Raw genomic sequence first — 19068 nt, 5'->3', positions numbered from 1 at the left:
GGGTTGTGCCGCCGAACGAGTGATGTCACCGGACCTCGGCTTCACCATTCCGACACACTTGTCCGGTTTCTGCGGATTAATCCGGACAGCAGTTAGAGTTGCGCCCCATCCGACGCACGCCTATAGCAAGCAAATCGCACGAAAGGGCACCGCCGGTCATGCGTAATTCCCTGGGTCCGCTGCTACGCCGCGCAACAGTCGGCGTTCTCGCCCTCACCGCCCTCTGGGCACCCGGCGGCGCCCGGGCGGCCGGCGCGCCGCCCGCCGCGGAGGCACAGCAACTCGCCTTCACACAGCGCTACCACGCGACTCAGCACGGCGGGATCGTCCGCGCGGCCAACGCGGCCATCAGCTGCCGCACCACCACCACGCCCACGGGCAAGGCGGCGCCCGCCTGTCCCGCCGTGCGCCGGGGCGGGGCGGCCGTCAACAACGCCTTCGACATGTTCTACGTCGACGTGGACCGCGACCCGAACACCTACAACTCCTCCCGCGCCGAGGTCCGACTCCCGCAGGGCGCACGGGTGTCGTACGCGCGGCTGTACTGGGGCGGCAACCTGCGCGTCGGCGAGCAGAAGCCGCCGAAGGACAACGGGCGGGTGCTGATCGCCGAGCCCGGCGGGGAGTACAAGGCGGTGCTCGCGGACACGGTCGTCGGCCACCGGGTGGCCCAGGGCGCCGACGCCTTCCAGGCCTCCGCGGACGTCACCGCGCTGGTGCGCGCGAGCGGTCAGGGCCTGTACACGGTCGCCCAGATCAACGTGGCCATGGGCCGTTCGGCGGCCGGCGCGTGGGGCGGCTGGACGCTGGTCGTGGCGTACGAGAACCCGACGGAGCCGCTGCGCGACCTGTCCGTCTGGGACGGCTTCGACACCCTCGACTCCCCCGCGGGCAAGGAGATCCGGCTGCGCGGGCTCGCCATCCCGCAGGGCGCGGGCGGCAGGGCGGGGCTCGTCGCGTACGACGGCGACCGCGGCCGAACGGGTGATTCGCTCATGTTCTCGACCGGTGGCCGACCGGCCGTCCCGCTCACGGACGCGGTCAACCCATCTGACGATGTGTTGAACTCCACGATCAGCGAGCCGGGGGAGGCTCCGACGGCGCGTGTACCGGCGTACGTCAACACCCTCGGCTACGACTCCGACGTGTTCGATCTGAGCGACGGTTTGCGGCGCGGCGGTGACCAGCTGGCCGTCCGGCTCGTTTCCCACCGGGACGCGGCGTGGGCCGGGGCGCTCTTCGTCGCCGTCGACACACGGAAGAAGCAGTAGGCGCGTTCCCGCCCGTCCCGAGCGCCACCGTGAGCGAGGAAACCGCGCAATGCACCAGCCAGAACCCGAAGCCAGACCCCGGGTCCTGCATCTCACCCAGCCCGTGGACGGCGGGGTCGCCCGGGTCGTGACGGATCTGACGCGGGCCCAGCTCGCGGACGGACTGCACGTCACCGTGGCCTGCCCGGCCGGCCGGCTCGCCGGGGACCTGCGGTCCCTGGGCGCGGACGTGCGGCACTGGGCGGCGAGCCGGTCGCCGGGTCCCTCGCTCCCCGGTGAAGTACGACGGCTCGTACGCCTGCTCGCCGAGGTACGCCCCGACCTGGTGCACGCGCACAGCGCGAAGGCCGGACTGGCCGGGCGGCTCGCGGTACGCGGGCGGATCCCGACCGTGTTCCAGCCGCACGCCTGGTCCTTCGAGGCGGTGGGCGGGACCACCGCGGCCCTGGCACTCAAGTGGGAGCGGTTCGGCGCCCGTTGGGCGGACCGGCTGGTGTGTGTGAGCGAGGCGGAACGCACCACCGGCCTGCGCGCCCGGATCGGCGGGCAGGTCAGCGTCATCCCCAACGGCATCGATCCCGAGCGCTTCCACCCGGCCTCCGTCGACACCGTACGGGCCCTGCTCCTGCCCGAACTCGACCCGGGCGCACCTCTGGTGGTGTGCGTGGGGCGGCTGTGCCGGCAGAAGGGGCAGGACGTCCTGCTGACGGCGTGGGAGCACATCGCACGGAAGGTGCCCGGCGCCCGGCTGGTCCTGGTCGGCGACGGCCCGGACGGGGAGCGGCTCCGGCCGCGTGCGCCGGAGTCGGTGCTGTTCGCCGGGGCCGTCGCCGATGCCGTGCCCTGGTACCAGGCCGCCGACCTGGTCGTGCTGCCCTCGCGCTGGGAGGGCATGGCACTGGCCCCGCTGGAGGCGCTGGCCTGCGGGCGGCCCGTGGTGGTGACCGACGTGGACGGCGCCCGGGAGAGCCTGCCGGCCGCGCTCGCGCCCCGCTGTCTGGTCCCCGCCGAAGACCCGGCGGCGCTGGCCGGTGCCGTCGCCGGACTGCTGCTCGACCCGCTGCTGCGCGAGTCGCTCGGCCAGCAGGGACGCCGGCACGTCCTGACCACGCACGACGTGCGGCGCACGGCCGGGGCGGTCGCGGGCGTGTACCGCGAACTGCTCACGACCACCCAAGGGGCGCGCGTCGCGCCCACCGAGTGCAGGGAGTCCATCCACTCGTGACTGCGGAAAGCACCGTCCCCTCTCCCGGCGCGCAGCCCGGGTACTCGCCCGTCTCGGTCATTCCGCGACGGGAGAGCGGAGCGGGATTCCGGTTCCCCACCCGGCGGCCCCCGGCTCGCCCCGCGTCGCCGCTGCCGCTGCTGTTCACCGACGGCCTCGCCACGTTCGTGGGCGCGCTGGCACTGACCGGGGCGCAGCGCCGCCCCCTGCTGGTGGCCGTGCTGGTGGCGGCGACCATATTGCTGCGCCCGCAGCGACCACGTCCGGTGGTGGGGGTACTGGACGAACTGCCCACCGTCTGCGGTCGGATCGCGGTGGCCTGGCTGGCGCTGGGCACGCTCGTCGCGGCGTGGAACCCGGCCCACGCGCTGTCGGTCCGCACGCTGGTCCTCGGGTGCGCGGCGCAGGCCGCGGCCGGCTGCGCGGGCCGCGCGCTGGTGCATCTGCGGCACCGCCGGGCGCTGCTGCGCCGTCCGCACGCCGCGCTCGTCATCGGCCCCGCCGCGACCGCGCAGCGGGTGGCCGCCGCCGTGCTGCGGCACCCCAGGTCCGGGGTCCAGCCGGTGGGCATCGTGGCCGAACGGCCGGACGGCGCCGACGGACTGCCCGTGCTGACCACGGGTCAGGAGGTGCAGCGGGCCCTCATCCAGAACGGCGTCCGGGACGTGCTGTGCGTCCACCCCGCCGTACGCACCGTGCAGGGCCCGCTGCTGCGGGCGCTCGCCGAGTCGGGCTGCGCGGTGTGGGAGGTCGACGCCGACGCCCCCTCCTACGCGAGCCGCGAACAGCTCGCCGGGTTCTCCTGCCGGCGTCTCGACATGGGCGGCCGGCGCCGGGGCAGCCTCGGCAAGCGGCTGCTGGACATCGCGGTCTCCGGGGCGCTGCTCCTGCTGCTGAGCCCGCTACTGGCGGTGTGCGCGCTGGTGCTGCGGCTGACCGACGGGCCCGGGGTCGTCTTCCGGCAGGAGCGCATCGGCAAGGACGGCCGGCCCTTCACGCTGCTGAAGTTCCGCACCCACCGCCCGGTCGACGAGCACGAGGCCGCGACCCGGTGGAGCGTGGCCGGCGAGCGGGAGATGAGCCGCTTCTGCCGCTTCCTGCGCCAGACCTCGCTGGACGAGCTGCTCCAGCTGTGGAACGTCCTGTGCGGCGACATGAGCCTGGTCGGCCCGCGCCCCGAACGCCCCTACTTCGTCGGTCAGTTCAGCCAGACCTACCCCGGCTACGCGGCCCGCCACCGGATGCAGACCGGTATCACCGGCCTCGCCCAGGTCCAGGGGCTGCGCGGCGACACCTCGATCGAGGACCGGGCCCGCTTCGACAACGCGTACATCGACAACTGGTCGCTGTGGCAGGACATCTGCATCCTGCTGCGCACCGCGGCCGCCCTCGTGCGACCGACCGGGAGCTGAATCGCCGATGACCCTCGCCCTGCCCCTGCCCCGCGCCCGGACGCTGTCACCGGTCCTGCCCGTGGTCGCCGTGGTCGCCCTGCTCGGCCTGCCGATCGGCCCCGGCGGCGAAGGCGGCGCCGGACCGGCCGACGCGCTGTCCGCGCTGGTCGTGCTGTTCTGCGCGGTCCGGCTGCTGCGGCAGCGGCGGCGCCCGCTGTCCCGTAGGGCCGCCCTGGTGCTCGGACTGCCGGTGGTCGGGCTCGCGCTCGCCGCGATGGGCGCGTCCTCGCCGGGGGCGGGGCTCTCCGGTCTGGGCCGCTACCTCCAGATCTTCGTGCTCGTCCCGGCGGCCGTCGTTCTCCTCGTCCGCGACCGGGCCGACTTCCGGGTGCTGGCCTGGTCGTTCGTCGGGCTCGCGGGGTGGCAGGGGGCGGTCGGCGTCCACCAGTTCGTCACCGGGACCGGCGCCTCCTACCAGGGCGAGAACATCCGGGCGGTCGGCACCTTCGGGCCGCAGGACGTGATGGGCATGGCGACCGTCGTGGCGTTCGGCCTGATCTGTGCCGTCGGGCTGGCACTCGGCCGGACCCCGGTACGGCAGCGGGTGATCGCCGCCTGCTCGGCGCTCGCGCTGCTGGTGCCGCTCGCGCTCTCCTTCAGCCGGGGCGCGTGGATCGCGACCGTGCTGACCTGCGCGATCCAGCTGGCGCTCGCCGGGCCGCGGCGGGCGCTGAAGGTGGGCGCGGTGACGGCCGCGGCCGGGGTGATCCTGGTGGGCGGCTTCGGGGTCGGCTCGGCGATGCTCCAGGAGCGCGTCAACAGCATCACGCAGGTCAGGGACGCGCCCGACCAGTCGGTGACCGACCGGTACACGATGTGGGCGGCCGCGGTCGGCATGTGGCGCGACCAGCCGCTGACCGGCGTCGGGATGAAGGGCTTCCCCGAGCACCGCGACGGCCACGCCTCGCTCGCGCTGTCCTCGGGCAGCGACACCGACGGGGCGGGCGGCGGGTTCGTCAAGCAGCCGCTGCTCTCCCCGCACAACATGTACCTGTTGGTCCTCAGCGAGCAGGGCCTGATCGGGCTGCTCGCCCTCGCGGGCGGCTGGCTGGCGATGCTGGCCTGCGGGCTGCGCGGATGGTTCCGGGTCCGGCGCTCCGGACCCGGCCTCGACTGTGCGCTCGTCGCCTGCGGCCTGCTGATCTGGCAGCTCGTGGACTTCACGTACGCCGACATCGGCGGTCCCTCGACCGTGCTGACCGCCGTCGTCTTCGGGGCCGTGGCCTGGTGGGCGCTGGTCGGCGCCGGCGGCCGCGAGGAGGCGCTCGCCCGATGACGGTCACCCCTCCCCGGACGCCTCGCACGGGCGGTCCCGCCTCCGTGCCGTCGGCGCGGTCCGCCGCCCGGTCCGGGGAGACGGCCGACGCGGCCGCCGACGCGGCGGCGGCGGCCGACGAGAAGGAGGGCGACAGGCTGGAGAGCGGCGGGCAGGAGGGCGGCGAACTCCCCCCGGCCTCCCGTCGGTTCCTCGCCAAGGCCACGCTCGTCACCGCCGTCCTCTCGGTCGCCGGGGCCCTGCTCGGGCTGGTGCGGGACCAGGCGCTGGCCCGGCTGTTCGGGGCGGGCAGCGACACCGACGCCTTCCTCGTGGCGTGGACCGTGCCCGAGTTCGCGGCCACGCTGCTCATCGAGGACGGGCTCGCGTTCGCCCTGATCCCGGCGTTCAGCATGGCGCTGGCCCGCCGCTCCCAGGGCGCCCCCGGCGACCCGGTCCGCGCCCTGGTGGCCGGCACGCTGCCCCGCCTGTCGCTGGCCTTCGTCGCGGTGGGCGCCCTGTTCATCGGTCTGGCACCGCAGTTGGTCGAGGTCCTCGCCCCGGGCCTGCCCGATCCCGCGCTCGCCGTCGACTGCACCCGGCTCACCGCCACCTGCGTGGTGAGCTTCGGGCTCGCCGGGTACTGCAGCGCCGCCCTGCGCGCGCACCGGCGGTACGGAGCTCCCGCGGCGATCTACGTCGCCTACAACGTCGGCATCATCACCGGGATGTTCGTGCTCGGCGGGCGTTGGGGGGTGCGCTCGGCGGCGGCCGGGGTCGCGGTCGGCGGGCTGCTGATGGTCCTCGTCCAGCTGCCCTCCCTGCTGCGTCGGCTGAGGAAGCGCGGGCCGGCCGAGGAGGCCTCCGCGCAGGAGGAGGCCCGGCCCCTCGACACCCTGCTCCTCACGACCGTGCTCCTGTTCGCCCTGTGCCGGCAGTCCCAGGTCCTCATCGAGCGCTTCCTCGCCTCGCAGCTGCCGGCCGGGGCGATCTCGCACCTGAACTACGCGCAGAAGGTCGCGCAGATGCCGATGATCCTGTCGGTGATGGTGTGCACGGTCACCTTCCCGGTGGTCGCGCGGGCGCTGGCCGAGGGGGACACCGAGCGGGCCCGCTCCCGGGTGGAGCGGGATCTGGCGCTGGCCGCGTGTGTCGTGCTGCTGGGCACGGCCGCCGTGCTGGCCTGCTCGCCGCAGATCATCGAGGTCCTCTTCCAGCGGGGCGCGTTCACCGCGAAGGACACGGCGGCGACGGCGGGCGTGATGCGGGTATACGCGCTCGGTCTGCTCGGCCAGACCCTGGTGGGCGTGCTGGTCCGCTCGTACTTCTCGGCCGGCCGAGGCTCCTGGTACCCGGTCGGCGCGATGGCCTGCGGGATCGTCGTGACGTCCTGGATCGGCGCGCTCAGCGTCGGCACCTGGGGCGTGTACGGGATCGCCGCCGCCAACGCGATCGGCATCACCGTCACCGCCCTCGTCCTGCTGGCCGGGATGGGTCCGCGCAGCGTTCCGGTCGAGGTCCGGGGCGTGCTGCGCGAACTGAGCCGCCCGGTGCGGGCGGCCCTGGTGGCCACCCTGGCGGGGTCCTTCGCCGCCGGGCGGTTCACCGACCCCCTGTCCGGCCTGGCCGCCGGGGGGCTCACCGTGACCGTCGTCTTCCTGCTGCTCGGCCGTGCCCTGGGCTCCCAGGGCATCGCCTCCGCACTCCGTTCCGTACGTTCCGCGACCCGAAGGTTCTCCCATGTCCGCTCCTGACAACAGCAGACGCACTCCCGTCCCGTGGGTGGCGATGTACCACTCCGTGGGGGACTGCTCCGAGGATCCGTACCGCATCACCGTCACCCCCGAGCGGCTGGAGAAGCAGCTGATGTGGCTGCGCCGGCGCGGGCTGCGCGGCGTCTCCATGGCGAAACTGCTCGCCGCCCGCGCCCGGGGCGAGGGCCGCAACCTGGTCGGCCTCACCTTCGACGACGGGTACGCCGACTTCCTCACCGAGGCGCTGCCCGTGCTGCGCCGCCACCGCTGCACGGCCACCCTGTTCGTGCTGCCCGGCCGGCTCGGCGGCGACAACGCCTGGGACCCGCTGGGCCCGCGCAAGCCGCTGCTGACCGCCGACGGCATCTGCCGCGCGGCCTACGAGGGCGTCGAGATCGGCTCGCACGGCCTCACCCACGTCGATCTGACCAAGGCCGACGACCTCACCCTCAAGGCGGAGACCGTCGAGAGCCGCGCGGCCCTCACCGCGTTGCTCGGCACCGAGGTCGACGGCTTCTGCTACCCGTACGGGACGATCGACCAGCGCGCCATGGACGCCGTGCGCGAAGCCGGTTACGGCTACGCCTGCGCGATCGACCCCGGCTCGCTGAACGGGCTCCACGCCCTTCCCCGCCTGCACATCGGGCAGAGCGACAACTTCCTCCGCATGCACTTGAAGTACCGGCTGCACCGGTTGCGCCGGCAGCCCGTCGAGGGGCTGCGGTGAAGGCACTGCACATCATCACGGGGCTCGGCGTCGGCGGGGCCGAGCAGCAACTGCGGCTGCTGCTGCGGCACCTGCCGGTCGAGTGCGAGGTGGTGACGCTGACGAACCCGGGGACGGTGGCCGACGGGCTGGCGAGCGACGGGGTCCGGGTCGTCCACCTCGGCATGGCCGGCAACCGCGACCTGGCCGCGCTGCCCCGCCTGGTCCGGATCATCCGCTCCGGCGGCTACGACCTCGTCCACACCCACCTCTACCGTGCCTGCGTGTACGGCCGGCTGGCCGCGCGGCTCGCCGGGGTCCGCGCGGTCGTCGCCACCGAACACTCCCTGGGCGACTCGCAGATGGAGGGGCGGAAACTGACCTCCGGGGTCCGCGCGCTCTACCTGGCCAGCGAGCGGCTGGGCCGCACCACGGTCGCCGTCTCCCCCACGGTCGCCGACCGTCTGCGCGGCTGGGGGGTTCCCGCCCCCCGGATCGAGGTCGTCCCCAACGGCATCGACCTGGCCCGCTTCCGCTTCGACCCGGACGCCCGCCGGCACACCCGGCGCCGCCTCGGCCTGCCCGACCACGCCTATGTCGTCGGCGGCGTCGGACGGCTCACGGCGGGCAAACGCTTCGACGTCCTCATCCACGCCCTCGCCCGGCTCCCCGCCGACCACTGGCTGTTGCTGGTCGGCGGCGGTCCCGAGGAGAACGTGCTGCGCCGCACCGCGCACGAGGCGGGGGTCGCCGACCGGGTCCTGTTCACCGGCGAACGCCCCTGCGTCCCCGACGGCACCCCCGGCCCCGACCTGCCCTCCCTCACCTGCGCCATGGACCTGTTCGTCTCCCCCTCCCCCGAGGAGACCTTCGGTCTGGCCGTCGTCGAGGCGCTGGCCTGCGGCCTGCCCGTGCTCTACGCCTCCTGCCCCGCGATCGAGCAGCTGCCCGCCCGCGCGAGGGGCGCCCGCCGGGTGACCGGCGGCACCGAGGCGTTCGTCCGCGCGCTGACCGAGGCACGCGCGCAGCCCCCCGGCCCGCGCACCGCCTCCGAAGCCGCCCGCCACTACGACATCACCCGCAGTGCCGCCCAGCTCATGGACGTGTACGCGGCCACCGTTTCCGGACCGCCCCTGCTCTCCCCCGCCACCCCGACACCCCAGGGAGTCAGTTCCCCATGACCGAGAACCCCCGCCGCCCCGCCGCCCTGCGCCGCGCCAAGGCGCTCCCGCCCTGGTCCCTGCTCGCGGTCGGCGCTGTCGCCGGCGGGCTGCTCGGCGGCACGTACGGCGTCCTCAAGCCGCCCGCGTACACGGCCACCGCCTATGTCGTCGCCGTCCCCACCGAGAAGTCCGACCCGGCGTCCGCGCTCGGCTTCGCGCAGGCCTACGGCCGGGTCGCCGCGCAGCTGGCGGTGCTCGGGGACGCACAGGTGTGGGCCGGCGTGCCGGTGAAGACGCTCCAGCAGAGCGTGCAGACGGCGACCTCGCCGGACGCGCCGATGGTCTCGATCACGGCGACCTCCTCGCGGGCCGACCTGGCCGCCGACATGGCCAACGCGGTCTCCCGCTCGCTGACCCAGCACGCCAAGAGTTCCAAGGCCGCCACCAACGTCGAGCTCCAGCAGTTCGCCCGCGCGGTCCGGCCGACCGGCCCCTCCTCGGTGTCGCCGGCGGTGACGGGTCTGGTGGGGGCGAGCGCGGGCGGTCTGCTCGGCGGGCTGCTGCTGCTGGTGCGGCCGAAGCGGGGCCGGGAGGACGACGAGGCCGCGCGCCCCGCCGCCGTCCCCGGCCCGGCCTTCGCCGCCGACGCCCACGGAGCGCTGTGAAGCCGACGTTCACCACCGAACTCGTCACCGACGAGCAGGCCTTCGCCGCCCTGGCCCCCGCCTGGGGCCGGCTGTACCAGCGGTGCGCGAGTGCCACCCCGTTCCAGAGTCATGCCTGGCTCCACTCGTGGTGGCTGTCGTACGGCAGGCGCGGCCGGCTCCGTCTGCTGCTGGTCCGCGACGGCGCCGAACTCGTCGCCGTGGCGCCGCTGATGGCCGTACGCCGACCGCTGCCGGCGCTCGTGCCGCTCGGCGGGGCGATCTCCGACTACGGGGACGTCCTCGTCGACGACGAACAGGGCGAGCATGCCGTCGCCGCGCTCACCGAGGGCCTGGCGGCGGCCGCCCGCACCGCGCTGATCGACTTCCGCGAGGTGCGGCCGGGCGGCGCGGTGGAGCAGGTCTACGAGCGGTGGCGCGGCCCCCGGCGGCGGGTGAGCGACTCGGTGTGCCTGGAGCTGCCCGCCGTGCCCATGGACGAGCTGGTGGCGCGGCTGCCGTCGGCGAAGGCCCAGCGGGTGCGCGCCAAGCTGCGCAAGCTGACCGCGCTGGGCGTCGAGCGTCAGGTCGTGTGCCCGGAGGAGGTCGACTCGGCGCTGCGCCGACTGCTGGAACTGCACCAGTTGCAGTGGCAGGGCCGGAAGGTGACGGGCGAGCACCTGCGGGCACGGTTCTGCGAGCACCTGGTGCGTTCGGTCGGGCCGATGGTGCGCTCCGGGGACGCGGTGGTCACCGAGTTCCGGCTCGACGACGACGTGGTGGCCGTCGATCTGACCCTGCTGTCGCGACGGCTGGCCGGTGGCTACCTCTACGGCGCCCATCCCCGGCTGCGCGAACGCAAGGCGGACGTGGCGGTGATGCTGCTCGACGCGTGTGCCGAGCACTCCCGCAGCGGGGGCCGCGCCGCGCTCAGCCTGCTGCGCGGCAACGAGCCCTACAAGCACCACTGGCGTCCCGAACCGGTCGTCAACCAGCGGCTGCTGCTGGCCCGCCGGCGTACCGCGCCGCTGCTGTCGGCGGTCGTGTGCGACGTGGCCGCGCGACGGCGGGGCAAGGAGTTGCTGCTCCGGCTGGAGCAGCGGAGGGAGCGTGACGGTGGCGGCAGGTCCTGACGCGGGCCTGCCGCCACCGCACCGCGATTCAGTCGTCGTCCGACCACCAGTCCAGCCGGAAGCACAGCTTGCCGCCGATCCAGTACTCGACCCAGTCGCCCAGGTCCATCGGAGTGCAGTTCGCCGTGGGTTCCACGGGAGGCTCGGTCGTGGGATCCGTCGAGGGCGCCGGACTCGTCGGTGGCGTGCTCGGCTCGTCGGTGCGGCCGGACATCAACGAGCGGTAGACGGCGGACGCCTGCGGGTTCTGCCCGCACTGCCACACACCGTGCGGGCAGTAGTCCGTCACCGTGTTGTACAGCGGTTTGTGCTCGTCCATCCAGGCGAGCATGCGCCGCATGTATTCGGCGTTGTCACCGTTGCGGAAGAGTCCCCATTCGGGATAGGAAATGGGCTTGCCATGGCTTTTGGCGAAGTCCACGTGCGCCTGGAGCCCGTAGGGTTCTTTCACCTGCTCGTCGAAGGACAGGCCGGTCGGCTGGTCGTAGGAGTCCATTCCGAGGATGTCGACCGTGTCGTCCCCCGGATAGCACTCGGTCCACGGAACGGCGTCCTTGCCGCGGGTCGGCGTGAAGTCGAACCTGAATTTCTGGCCCGGCACCGAGCGCATGGTGGAGACGATCCTGTTCCAGTACTTCTTCCAGGCCTCCGGGTCCGGCCCGCACCGATGGGTGTACGTGATGCCGTTCATCTCCCAGCCGAGCACGATCACCGTGTCCGGCACCTTCAGCGCGACCAGCCGCTCGGCGAGAGCCCTGAAGTGGTGATCGAACTCCCCGGCCGCACCCTGCCGCAGGAGCCCGCGCACCTCCTCGTCGGACACCCCCTCCTCGTTGCGCTCCATCATGGGCACGTTGAGGACGAGCATGCGGTCGTCCTTCTCCAGCCTCCAGTCCGCCCACACGTCGAGGAAGCCGGGCGGACCTTCGATGTTGTGCCACAGGTCGCCCGGCAGGTAGGTGTGGCCGACGCGCAGCTCCGCGCCGTCCAGCCACTCGCTGAGCTGGGCCATCCGGGCCACGCCCCGGGCGCCGTAGTCGAGGTAGGCGCCGAAGGCGGGGGCGCTCTTCGCGGGCGGGACGGCCGGGGCGGACGGCGTGACGGTCTCCGCCGGAGCCACCGGCGTCTCGGGGATCACCGGCGTCTCGGGGATCACCGGCGTCTCGGGGATCACCGGCACCTCGGGGGTCACCGGCACCTCGGGGGTCACCGGCACCTCGGGGGTCACCGGTGCCGCCGGTGTCGCGCCCGGGACGGGTACGACCGGGCCGGGCTCGGCGGGTGCGGGGAGGGTCGCCGCGGCCGTCGGGACGGTCGGGGTGGGAGCGGGAGGATCAGCGACCCGCACCACCCCCGCGCCCGCGGCGAATCCAGGTCCGGACGCCAGGGCGGCCGACGCCGCGACCGCTGCCGCGACGACGGCCAGCCGTCGGGACCGCGCGCGACGCTGCTGTGGAGCCATGCCTGCTCCTTTCTCCGCTCTCACGTAACGCGCAAGAACCGCGCGTTACTGACACTCAGTCATATGAAAGTCACACGAAAAGGAATTACGCCACCGCCGTTACGGCTTTCGAGTGTCTCGATCGCCCATACCGGTGAACTGAACCGAAGGACCCGGAATCACATGCCCGAGTCGCTGCTCGACACCCGCGTCCCCGCCGTTCTTCTGCGGATCGACCGGAATCCCTTTCACCACGGAACGCTGGGTGCCGTGCGCTCTCTCGGCAGAGCCGGAATCGACGTGCACGTGGTCGCCGACTCCACGGGAAGTCCCGTACGCAAGTCCCGTTTCGTACGCCAGTTGCATCCCCCGCCGCCGCCCGGCGCCACCCTCGCCGACATCGCCGCCACGCTGCTGCGGGTGGCCGCCCGCATCGAGCGGCCCGCCGTGCTGATCCCGATGGACGACGCCGGCGCGGTCGCGGTGAGCCGCCTGCGCGAGGAGCTGGCGCCCGCCTACCTGCTGCCGCAACAGCCCGGCTCGGTGCCCGAACGGGTCGCCGACAAGGCGGAACTGACCAGGCTGTGCGCGGCGGCGGACGTGCCGCACCCGCTCACCGTGATCCCGGACAGCGCGACGCAGGCCGCCTCCGCCGCCTGGCGGCTCGGTCTGCCGGTGGTGGCGAAGTGGAGCCGGCCCTGGCTGCTGCCCGGCGATTCGGGGCTGCGCAGCACGGTCGTGGTGCGCTCCACCCAGGAGGCGCGCGACCTGTACCTGCGCACCCCCGAGGCCGGCAGCCAACTGCTGCTCCAGGCCTTCCTGCCGCCGGGCCCGGACCGCGACTGGTTCTTCCACGGATACGCCGACCGCTCCGGCGCGGTCGGCGGTGGCGGCCCCGGCCGCAAACTGTGCGCCTGGCCCCGCGGCGCGGGGCTCACGGCGGTGGGCGAGTGGACCGAGAACCCGCAGGTGCGGACGCTGGCCCAGCGGCTCACCGACGAACTCGGCTACCGGGGCATCTTCGACCTCGACTTCCGCCGCTGCGGCGCGACGGGCGACTACCACCTGCTCGACTTCAACCCGCGCCCCGGCGCCCAGTTCCGGCTCTTCGCCGACGGCGCCGGACTCGACGTCGTCCGCGCCCAGCACCTCGATCTGACCCACCGTCCGCTGCCGGCCGGGGTGCCGCAGCCGGGCCGGGCGTTCGTCGTGGAGAACTACGCGCCGCTGGCCGCGCTGCGACCGGCCCGCCGCGGCCGTGAGCTGGCCTGGCACGCGGGCGACGACACGGCTCCCGGCCGGGCCATGTGGGGCCTGTGGGGCGCCCATGTCGCCCGTCGGCTGCTCGACCGGCTGCGCCGGGCCGGTGCCTCGGGCGCGGCCGGGGTCCGGCCCCGCGTGGTCCGCCAGGCGACGCCCCCCACCCCGTCCCTGACGGTCCTGACCGAACCGCCGCCGGGCGCACCGGCCCCGACCGCGCCCGCCCCGGCGGCACCGACCGACGACGAGAAAGCGAGCAGCTGCTGATGTACGACCTGCTGGTGGTGGGCGCGGGCCCGTACGGCCTGTCCATCGCGGCGCACGCCGCGGCCGCCGGGCTCAAGCTGCGCGTCTTCGGCCGGCCGATGGCCTCCTGGCGCGACAACATGCCGGGCGGGATGTTCCTGAAGTCCGAGCCGTGGGCCTCCAACCTCTCCGACCCCGCGGCCCGCTGGCGGCTCGACGCGTACTGCGCGACCCAGGGCGTGACGGCCCGGCACGGGGAGCCGATCCCGGCGGAGATGTTCGCCCGGTACGGGCTGTGGTTCGCCCGCAACGCCGTCCCCGAGGTCGACGAGCGCACGGTGACCCGGATCGTGCCCCGGCCGGGCGGCTTCGAGGCGGTCACCGCGGACGGTGAGACCGTGCGGGCCCGGACGGTCGCGCTCGCCGTGGGCGTCATGCCGTTCGTCGAGATCCCGGCCGCCCTGCGCGGGCTCTCCCCCGACCTGGTCTCGCACAGCAGCCACCACGGTGACCTCGACCGCTTCCGCGACCGGGACGTCACGGTGATCGGCGGCGGCCAGGCGGCTCTGGAGACGGCCGCCCTGCTCGCCGAACAGGGCTCGCGGGTAAGGGTGTTGGCCCGTGCCGACCGGCTGCGCTGGAACGATCTGCCGGCGCCGTGGGAGCGCCCCTGGTGGCAGTCGGTCCGCTCCCCGCAGAGCGGGCTCGGCTGCGGCTGGCGCAACTGGTTCTACGCCGAACGCCCCGGCATCTACCGCCGACTCCCGGAACCGACCCGGGCTCGCATCGCGGCGACGGCGCTCGGGCCGGCCGGCGCCTGGTGGGTGCGGGACCGGGTGGAGAGCTCCGTGCGGGTACGTCTCGACCACGAGGTGACGTCGGCGCGAGCGGTACCGGGCGGGGTACGGCTCGAGGTGGCCGGAGGGGAGTCCTTCGAGACCGAGCACGTGATCGCGGCCACCGGCTTCAAGGCGACCCGTGACCGGCTCGGACTGCTCTCCGGCGAACTGCGCGGGGCGCTGGCCGCGGTGTCCGACGGCTCCCCCGAGGTGGGCCGGGACTTCGAGTCGTCCCACCCCGGCCTGTTCCTGGCCGGACTGGTGACGGCGGCCGGCTTCGGCCCGGCGATGCGCTTCGTGTACGGCGCGAGCTTCACGGCGGGAACCCTCGTCCGGGGCGTGCGGCGCCGACTGCACCTGGGTGTGCCGAGCGGGGCGATCCCGGCACCGGGCCGGCACGGGGCGGCGGAGCCCGTACGGCGTTGAGCCGGATGGGGCCGCGGGTGCCGGGCGCGAGGGCGCCCGGCACCCGCTGCTCTCACCTACGGGACGCGGCTCGGCCTCGCCGGTACAGGACGGCGCCGCCCGCGATGAGCGCCGCGCTGACGCCGGAGGCGGCCAGCAGAGCGGCGCGGTCACTGCCGGTGTGCGACAGCTGCGGCGGCGAACTGTGCTCCCCACCACCCTCCGGAGGCGTGGCGTGCCCGCCGTGCGGAGGCTGACCGCCGCCACCACCGTGCGGGGGCGGGGTGGAGTGACCGCCGTGCGGAGGCGGGGTCGAGTGACCGCCGTGCGGAGGCGGGGTCGAGTGACCGCCGTGCGGAGGCGGCGTGGAATGGCCGCCGTGCGGAGGCGGGGTCGAGTGACCACCGTGCGGAGGCGGGGTGGAGTGGCCCCCGCCGGGCGGAGTGCTGCCGCCGCCGTGCGGAGGCGGGGTGGAGTGGCCCCCGCCGGGCGGAGTGCTGCCGCCGCCGTGCGGAGGCGGGGTGGAGTGGCCCCCGCCGGGCGGAGTACTGCCACCACCGTGCGGAGGCGGAGTCGTGTGACCCCCACCGGGCGGAGTACTGCCACCACCGTACGGAGGCGGAGTGGAGTGACCCCCACCGGGCGGAGTACTGCCACCACCGTACGGAGGCGGAGTCGTGTGACCCCCACCCGGCGGCGTCGTGTGACCACCTCCGGGAGGCGGGGTCGTGTGACCGCCACCGCCGCAGGTGTCGCCGTAGCCACCGCAGTCGTCCCCGGGACCATGGTCCTCGTGCCCGGAACCCCCGTAACCGGAGTCGCCGTAACCGGAGTCGTCGTGCCCGGAGTCGCCGTAGCCGGAATCCCCGTGACCGGAGTCGCCGTAGCCGGAGTCGTCGTGCTCGGAACCCCCGTAACCGGAGTCGCCGTAGCCCGAATCGCCGTAACCGGAGTCGCCGTAGCCGGAGTCGTCGTGCTCGGAACCCCCATAACCGGAATCCCCGTAACCGGAATCGCCGTCGCGGGACTCGCCGTCACCGGGCGGTACGCCGTGTGAGCGATGTCCTTGCGCGTCCGAGAGGTTGGCACAGGAGTTGCCGAACACCGGGTTGAGCGCGGCGATGACGTCGACCGAGTTGCCGCAGACGTTCACCGGGATGTGCAGCGGGGCCTGGACGGCGTTGCCCGACAGCACCCCGGGCGAACCCTTGGCGGCTCCTTGGGCTGTTGAGTCGGCGAGGGCGTTGCCGCCCGCGCACAGGGACAGAATGCCCGTCGCGGCGGCGGCCGCGACCATTCCCCTGCTCAGGGTCTGTCGCAATCTCGTTGTCTTCCTGCTGGTAGAAGTGGGAAAAGCCGGCCCTGGACCACAGGTGTGTCGTCCGGGGCCGGCCTCGATCCAGCCGTACGGCTGGCGTGTCGCGTTGTCAGTCGTTGATGCAGACGTTGCCGCCAGCCGGGTTCAACGCGGCGATGATGTTGATCGAGTTGCCGCACACGTTGATCGGGATGTGGATCGGAACCTGGACGACGTTGCCCGACAGGACACCCGGCGAGCCGATGGCCGCACCGTTGGCACCGGCGTCGGCGAAGGCGGGGGCAGCCCCGCCGAGGGCCAGGATCAGACCCGCGACAACAGCAGCGCTCTTCTTCATGACTTTCCCTTCTCTGCGGTCATGCCCAGATGACGGTCGAAACCGAGCGAGCGCAACTGGAACGGCTCGCACCATGACCCGCAAGCTGCAAACGAGAGATAGACAGCCGAAGAAACTAACGAACGCGCGTCGCACGGGAATTCACTCGAACGCCTTCGGGTAATTAACACGAAAGGCCCACTGGAGAGGAAACGATTCGCCTGAATCGTGAAGAAAATGGCAGGACATCAGCGGGAAGAGAAATGCTCCGACCGGACGGCCCGCCGGGAACGGAACGGGCCGCCCGGCGGGCAGTGCCGGGGACGTCAGTGGTTGGCCACGCCGTTGCCCGAGAGCGCGGAGATGTCGTCCAGGATGTGCGACAGCGGCTCGTCACCCTTGGCCTGGGTGCTGTTCTCGGCGCACTGCTGGTCCTGCGGGGACGCCAGGACGTTGATGTCCTGGACGTCGATCGGGACAGCGCCGGCGATGCTCTGCACGCCCACCTTGAGGGGGAGACCGACGCACAGCTTGTTCAGCGAGCTCTGGACCAGCGTGGCCTGCGGGCTCAGGTCGCCCTTGGTCACCGAGTTGCCGAACGCCTCGTGCGCGCCGTTGCCACTGGCGGAGGTGGTGCCGGCGTCGTCCCCGATGGCAAGCGCCTGAGGGGCGACCGCCGCGGACATGCCGACGACGGAAGCGGCGACCGCCGCCGCGGCCATTGCCTTCTTGAGCATTTCGCTATTCCTTTCCCTGCCCTGACGCGGAGCCAGGACCATGTGCCTGCCCCCGAACCAACCGGATGCGCCGGGTTTGGTTGCGGCCGTTCACCCGATCGGTTTTTCCGACCCGACGACCAGATTTCCCTCCAATAGCCCATCGGAGTGAAGGGAGACAACCAAACAGGGCCGGCGGCGTTAATCAGAATGCTCCGGTGGACGGGGTTTCTCACGAAGGGACTTACAAGTGATCAAGAAGGTACTGGCTGTCGCAGCGGTCGCCGCCTCCGTCGCCGGCGTCTCCGCGGCCGCGGCGGCCCCGGCGCTCGCCATCGGCAACGACAGCGGCACCACGTCCGCCAGCGGCAACGGCGCCAGCCAGTCGTTCGGCAACTCGGCCACCTTCGGCAACATGAGCCCCCAGATGGCGCTCATCCAGGGCTCTTTCAACAAGCCCTGCATCGGCCTGCCTGCCAAGATCGGCGCACAGGGTCTCCTCGGCGCTGTCCCGATCAACGTCCAAGACATCAACGTCCTGTCCTCCCCGCAGAACCAGCAGTGCGTCGAGAACAGCACCCAGGCCAAGGGCGACGAGGCACTGTCGCACATCCTGGACGACATCTCCGCGCTCTCGGGCAACGGTGCCGCCAACCGCTGAGTCCGACGTGGTGAACGGGTTCATTTCCTGAGCCCCTGGGTGGATTCTCCGCCCGGACAGCGGGCCGCCTGATCATCGGCGGCCCGCTGTCCTAGCGTGCGGCGCGTGACGATGAAGAGAAACCTTTGGCCACGCCGCCTGGCGATTCCCGGAATCGTCCTGGCCGCCACGGGCGCGCTGCTCGGCAGTTCCGCCCTCCCCTCACTGCCCGGACTCCCCGGCCGGGCACCCGCCCCGCGCGGGCTCAACATCCTGCTGATGGGCACCGACGAACGGGACACCCTCACCGCCCACCAGAAGCAGACGTTCCACGCCGGCGGAAAACCCTGTGGCTGCTCGGACGTCCTGATGCTGATCCACGTCTCGGCCCACCGGGACCGGGTCAGCGTGATCGGCATGCCCCGCGACTCCGCCGCGGAGATCCCGCCGTACCGGGAGAAGCCCGGCGCCAGGGAACGCCCGCCGCATCCGGCGAAGCTCAACGCCGCCTACCAGGAGGGCGGTCCGGAACTCATGATCCGGACCGTGGAGTCGATGGCCAAGCTGAACATCGACCGGTTCCTCCAGGTGGACTTCCGGCGCTTCATGAACAGCGTGGACGAGGTCGGGGGCGTCGAGGTGTGCACGCCTCGGCGGCTGAAGGACTCGGCGACCAGGCTCGACCTCAAGCCCGGCAAGCACCGGCTCGGCGGCGGACAGGCGTTGCAGTACGTCCGTTCACGCCATGTCGACGGCAGCGCCGACCTCGGCCGGATCCAGCGTCAGCAACGCTTCCTCGTCCAGGCGTGGCACGAGCTGAGAGAGCGGAAGCTGCTCACCCACCCGAGGCGCATGACGCGTCTGGCGGAGATGCTGCTCGGGTCCCGGCGGCAGGGCTTCTCGGCCGGCGAGCTCATCGAACTGGCGGCCGCCCTGCACCGGCTGCCGGACTCGGCGACGGAGTTCACGACCGTGCCGATCGCCGGGTTCGCCCCGGCCCGCCTGGGCATCGGCGCGGCGCTGGCCTGGGACGCGAAGGAGGCGGACACACTGTTCACGAAGGTCCGCGACGACCGGCCACTGGTCGAGCGGAATGCGGAGCCGAAGCCGAAGGACCCACCGGACATCCTCGGCAAGGCGGTTCCGGTGCGAGGGAGCGCGTACGCGTGTCACTGAGGGGCGCACGGTTGTCGTGCGCGATGCGCTGGGCCGATCGGGGCACAGCGCGCAACCCCGGGCGGGTTCGGGCCGTTGTTGATCACGCAGCTCCTCCCCCGGAGTC

The 19068-nt window shown here is 73.1% G+C and carries 17 protein-coding genes; 13 read left to right on the top strand and 4 right to left on the bottom strand.

All coding sequences use genetic code 11. The features are described 5' to 3' along the window. Positions 1-158 precede the first annotated feature (158 nt). From OG933_RS28010 to OG933_RS27970, 9 genes are read left to right on the top strand one after another with little or no spacing between them, the layout of a single operon-like run. Positions 159-1271, top strand: a complete 1113-nt coding sequence (locus tag OG933_RS28010) for a DUF3344 domain-containing protein (protein ID WP_362525389.1) — start codon at positions 159-161, stop codon at positions 1269-1271. Between the two features lie 49 nt (positions 1272-1320). Next, on the top strand, positions 1321-2496 hold the full coding sequence (locus OG933_RS28005; protein WP_405629380.1) for a glycosyltransferase: 1176 nt from the start codon (positions 1321-1323) through the stop codon (positions 2494-2496). Next, positions 2493-3908 (top strand): exopolysaccharide biosynthesis polyprenyl glycosylphosphotransferase, encoded by a 1416-nt coding sequence (locus OG933_RS28000; RefSeq protein ID WP_362525395.1) that lies wholly within the window; start codon positions 2493-2495, stop codon positions 3906-3908. Before OG933_RS28005 ends, OG933_RS28000 begins: the two co-directional genes overlap by 4 nt. A gap of 7 nt (positions 3909-3915) precedes the next feature. After that, on the top strand, positions 3916-5226 hold the full coding sequence (locus OG933_RS27995; protein WP_362525397.1) for an O-antigen ligase family protein: 1311 nt from the start codon (positions 3916-3918) through the stop codon (positions 5224-5226). After that, positions 5223-6959 carry a murein biosynthesis integral membrane protein MurJ gene (gene murJ / locus OG933_RS27990; RefSeq protein ID WP_405629378.1) on the top strand — a complete coding sequence of 579 codons (1737 nt, stop codon included), beginning with the start codon at positions 5223-5225 and terminating at the stop codon, positions 6957-6959. Before OG933_RS27995 ends, murJ begins: the two co-directional genes overlap by 4 nt. Then, entirely contained in the window at positions 6946-7686 is a 741-nt protein-coding gene (locus OG933_RS27985; RefSeq protein WP_362264304.1) for a polysaccharide deacetylase family protein, read from the top strand. Before murJ ends, OG933_RS27985 begins: the two co-directional genes overlap by 14 nt. Then, on the top strand, positions 7683-8846 hold the full coding sequence (locus OG933_RS27980; RefSeq protein ID WP_362525401.1) for a glycosyltransferase: 1164 nt from the start codon (positions 7683-7685) through the stop codon (positions 8844-8846). The genes OG933_RS27985 and OG933_RS27980 overlap by 4 nt, the downstream gene beginning before the upstream one ends. After that, the gene (locus OG933_RS27975) at positions 8843-9493 is read left to right on the top strand and encodes a lipopolysaccharide biosynthesis protein (protein ID WP_362525403.1); all 651 of its coding nucleotides are present in this window, start codon (positions 8843-8845) and stop codon (positions 9491-9493) included. Before OG933_RS27980 ends, OG933_RS27975 begins: the two co-directional genes overlap by 4 nt. Next, positions 9490-10605, top strand: a complete 1116-nt coding sequence (locus OG933_RS27970; RefSeq protein ID WP_362525405.1) for a GNAT family N-acetyltransferase — start codon at positions 9490-9492, stop codon at positions 10603-10605. The genes OG933_RS27975 and OG933_RS27970 overlap by 4 nt, the downstream gene beginning before the upstream one ends. 28 nt (positions 10606-10633) lie before the next feature. Here OG933_RS27970 and OG933_RS27965 read toward each other — a convergent pair whose 3' ends face one another. Next, entirely contained in the window at positions 10634-12067 is a 1434-nt protein-coding gene (locus OG933_RS27965) for a glycosyl hydrolase (protein ID WP_405629375.1), read from the bottom strand. Between the two features lie 162 nt (positions 12068-12229). Here OG933_RS27965 and OG933_RS27960 point away from each other — a divergent pair, with 162 nt between their 5' ends. Both OG933_RS27960 and OG933_RS27955 read left to right on the top strand, forming a co-directional pair. Next, positions 12230-13573 carry an ATP-grasp domain-containing protein gene (locus tag OG933_RS27960; RefSeq protein ID WP_362525409.1) on the top strand — a complete coding sequence of 448 codons (1344 nt, stop codon included), beginning with the start codon at positions 12230-12232 and terminating at the stop codon, positions 13571-13573. Next, positions 13573-14817, top strand: coding sequence for an FAD-dependent oxidoreductase (locus tag OG933_RS27955; protein ID WP_405629373.1), 1245 nt, complete (start codon positions 13573-13575; stop codon positions 14815-14817). Before OG933_RS27960 ends, OG933_RS27955 begins: the two co-directional genes overlap by 1 nt. A 52-nt stretch (positions 14818-14869) precedes the next feature. Here OG933_RS27955 and OG933_RS27950 read toward each other — a convergent pair whose 3' ends face one another. The 3 genes from OG933_RS27950 to OG933_RS27940 form a co-directional block, all read right to left on the bottom strand. Beyond that, entirely contained in the window at positions 14870-16117 is a 1248-nt protein-coding gene (locus OG933_RS27950) for a chaplin family protein (protein ID WP_405629372.1), read from the bottom strand. Positions 16118-16223: 106 nt separating this feature from the next. Continuing rightward, on the bottom strand, positions 16224-16451 hold the full coding sequence (locus OG933_RS27945) for a chaplin (RefSeq protein WP_062648335.1): 228 nt from the start codon (positions 16449-16451) through the stop codon (positions 16224-16226). 305 nt (positions 16452-16756) lie between these two features. Further along, positions 16757-17167, bottom strand: coding sequence for a rodlin (locus tag OG933_RS27940; RefSeq protein ID WP_362525415.1), 411 nt, complete (start codon positions 17165-17167; stop codon positions 16757-16759). A gap of 229 nt (positions 17168-17396) precedes the next feature. On the opposite strand from OG933_RS27940, the gene OG933_RS27935 reads away from it, so the two are divergent. Both OG933_RS27935 and OG933_RS27930 read left to right on the top strand, forming a co-directional pair. Next, a complete protein-coding gene (locus OG933_RS27935; RefSeq protein ID WP_362525418.1) occupies positions 17397-17807 on the top strand; it encodes a rodlin in 411 nt (136 codons plus the stop codon). Positions 17808-17918: 111 nt separating this feature from the next. After that, positions 17919-18962 (top strand): LCP family protein, encoded by a 1044-nt coding sequence (locus OG933_RS27930; RefSeq protein ID WP_362525571.1) that lies wholly within the window; start codon positions 17919-17921, stop codon positions 18960-18962. The last annotated feature ends 106 nt before the right edge of the window (positions 18963-19068 follow it).

Source organism: Streptomyces sp. NBC_00016, assembly GCF_045040885.1.
GTDB classification, from domain to species: domain Bacteria; phylum Actinomycetota; class Actinomycetes; order Streptomycetales; family Streptomycetaceae; genus Streptomyces; species Streptomyces coriariae.
The sequence above is the reverse complement of the archived record's forward strand: the minus strand, read 5'-3'. Positions and strand labels throughout refer to the sequence as shown.

Bases quoted from the DNA above. Each gene is read 5' to 3' on its own strand.
- OG933_RS28005 (WP_405629380.1), top strand. From the start codon at position 1,321: ATGCACCAGCCAGAACCCGAAGCCAGACCCCGGGTCCTGCATCTCACC.
- OG933_RS27945 (WP_062648335.1), bottom strand. From the start codon at position 16,451: ATGAAGAAGAGCGCTGCTGTTGTCGCGGGTCTGATCCTGGCCCTCGGC.
- OG933_RS27955 (WP_405629373.1), top strand. From the start codon at position 13,573: ATGTACGACCTGCTGGTGGTGGGCGCGGGCCCGTACGGCCTGTCCATC.
- OG933_RS27985 (WP_362264304.1), top strand. From the start codon at position 6,946: ATGTCCGCTCCTGACAACAGCAGACGCACTCCCGTCCCGTGGGTGGCG.
- OG933_RS27940 (WP_362525415.1), bottom strand. From the start codon at position 17,167: ATGCTCAAGAAGGCAATGGCCGCGGCGGCGGTCGCCGCTTCCGTCGTC.
- OG933_RS27965 (WP_405629375.1), bottom strand. From the start codon at position 12,067: ATGGCTCCACAGCAGCGTCGCGCGCGGTCCCGACGGCTGGCCGTCGTC.
- OG933_RS27975 (WP_362525403.1), top strand. From the start codon at position 8,843: ATGACCGAGAACCCCCGCCGCCCCGCCGCCCTGCGCCGCGCCAAGGCG.
- OG933_RS27930 (WP_362525571.1), top strand. From the start codon at position 17,919: ATGAAGAGAAACCTTTGGCCACGCCGCCTGGCGATTCCCGGAATCGTC.
- OG933_RS28010 (WP_362525389.1), top strand. From the start codon at position 159: ATGCGTAATTCCCTGGGTCCGCTGCTACGCCGCGCAACAGTCGGCGTT.
- OG933_RS27995 (WP_362525397.1), top strand. From the start codon at position 3,916: ATGACCCTCGCCCTGCCCCTGCCCCGCGCCCGGACGCTGTCACCGGTC.
- OG933_RS27960 (WP_362525409.1), top strand. From the start codon at position 12,230: ATGCCCGAGTCGCTGCTCGACACCCGCGTCCCCGCCGTTCTTCTGCGG.
- murJ (WP_405629378.1), top strand. From the start codon at position 5,223: ATGACGGTCACCCCTCCCCGGACGCCTCGCACGGGCGGTCCCGCCTCC.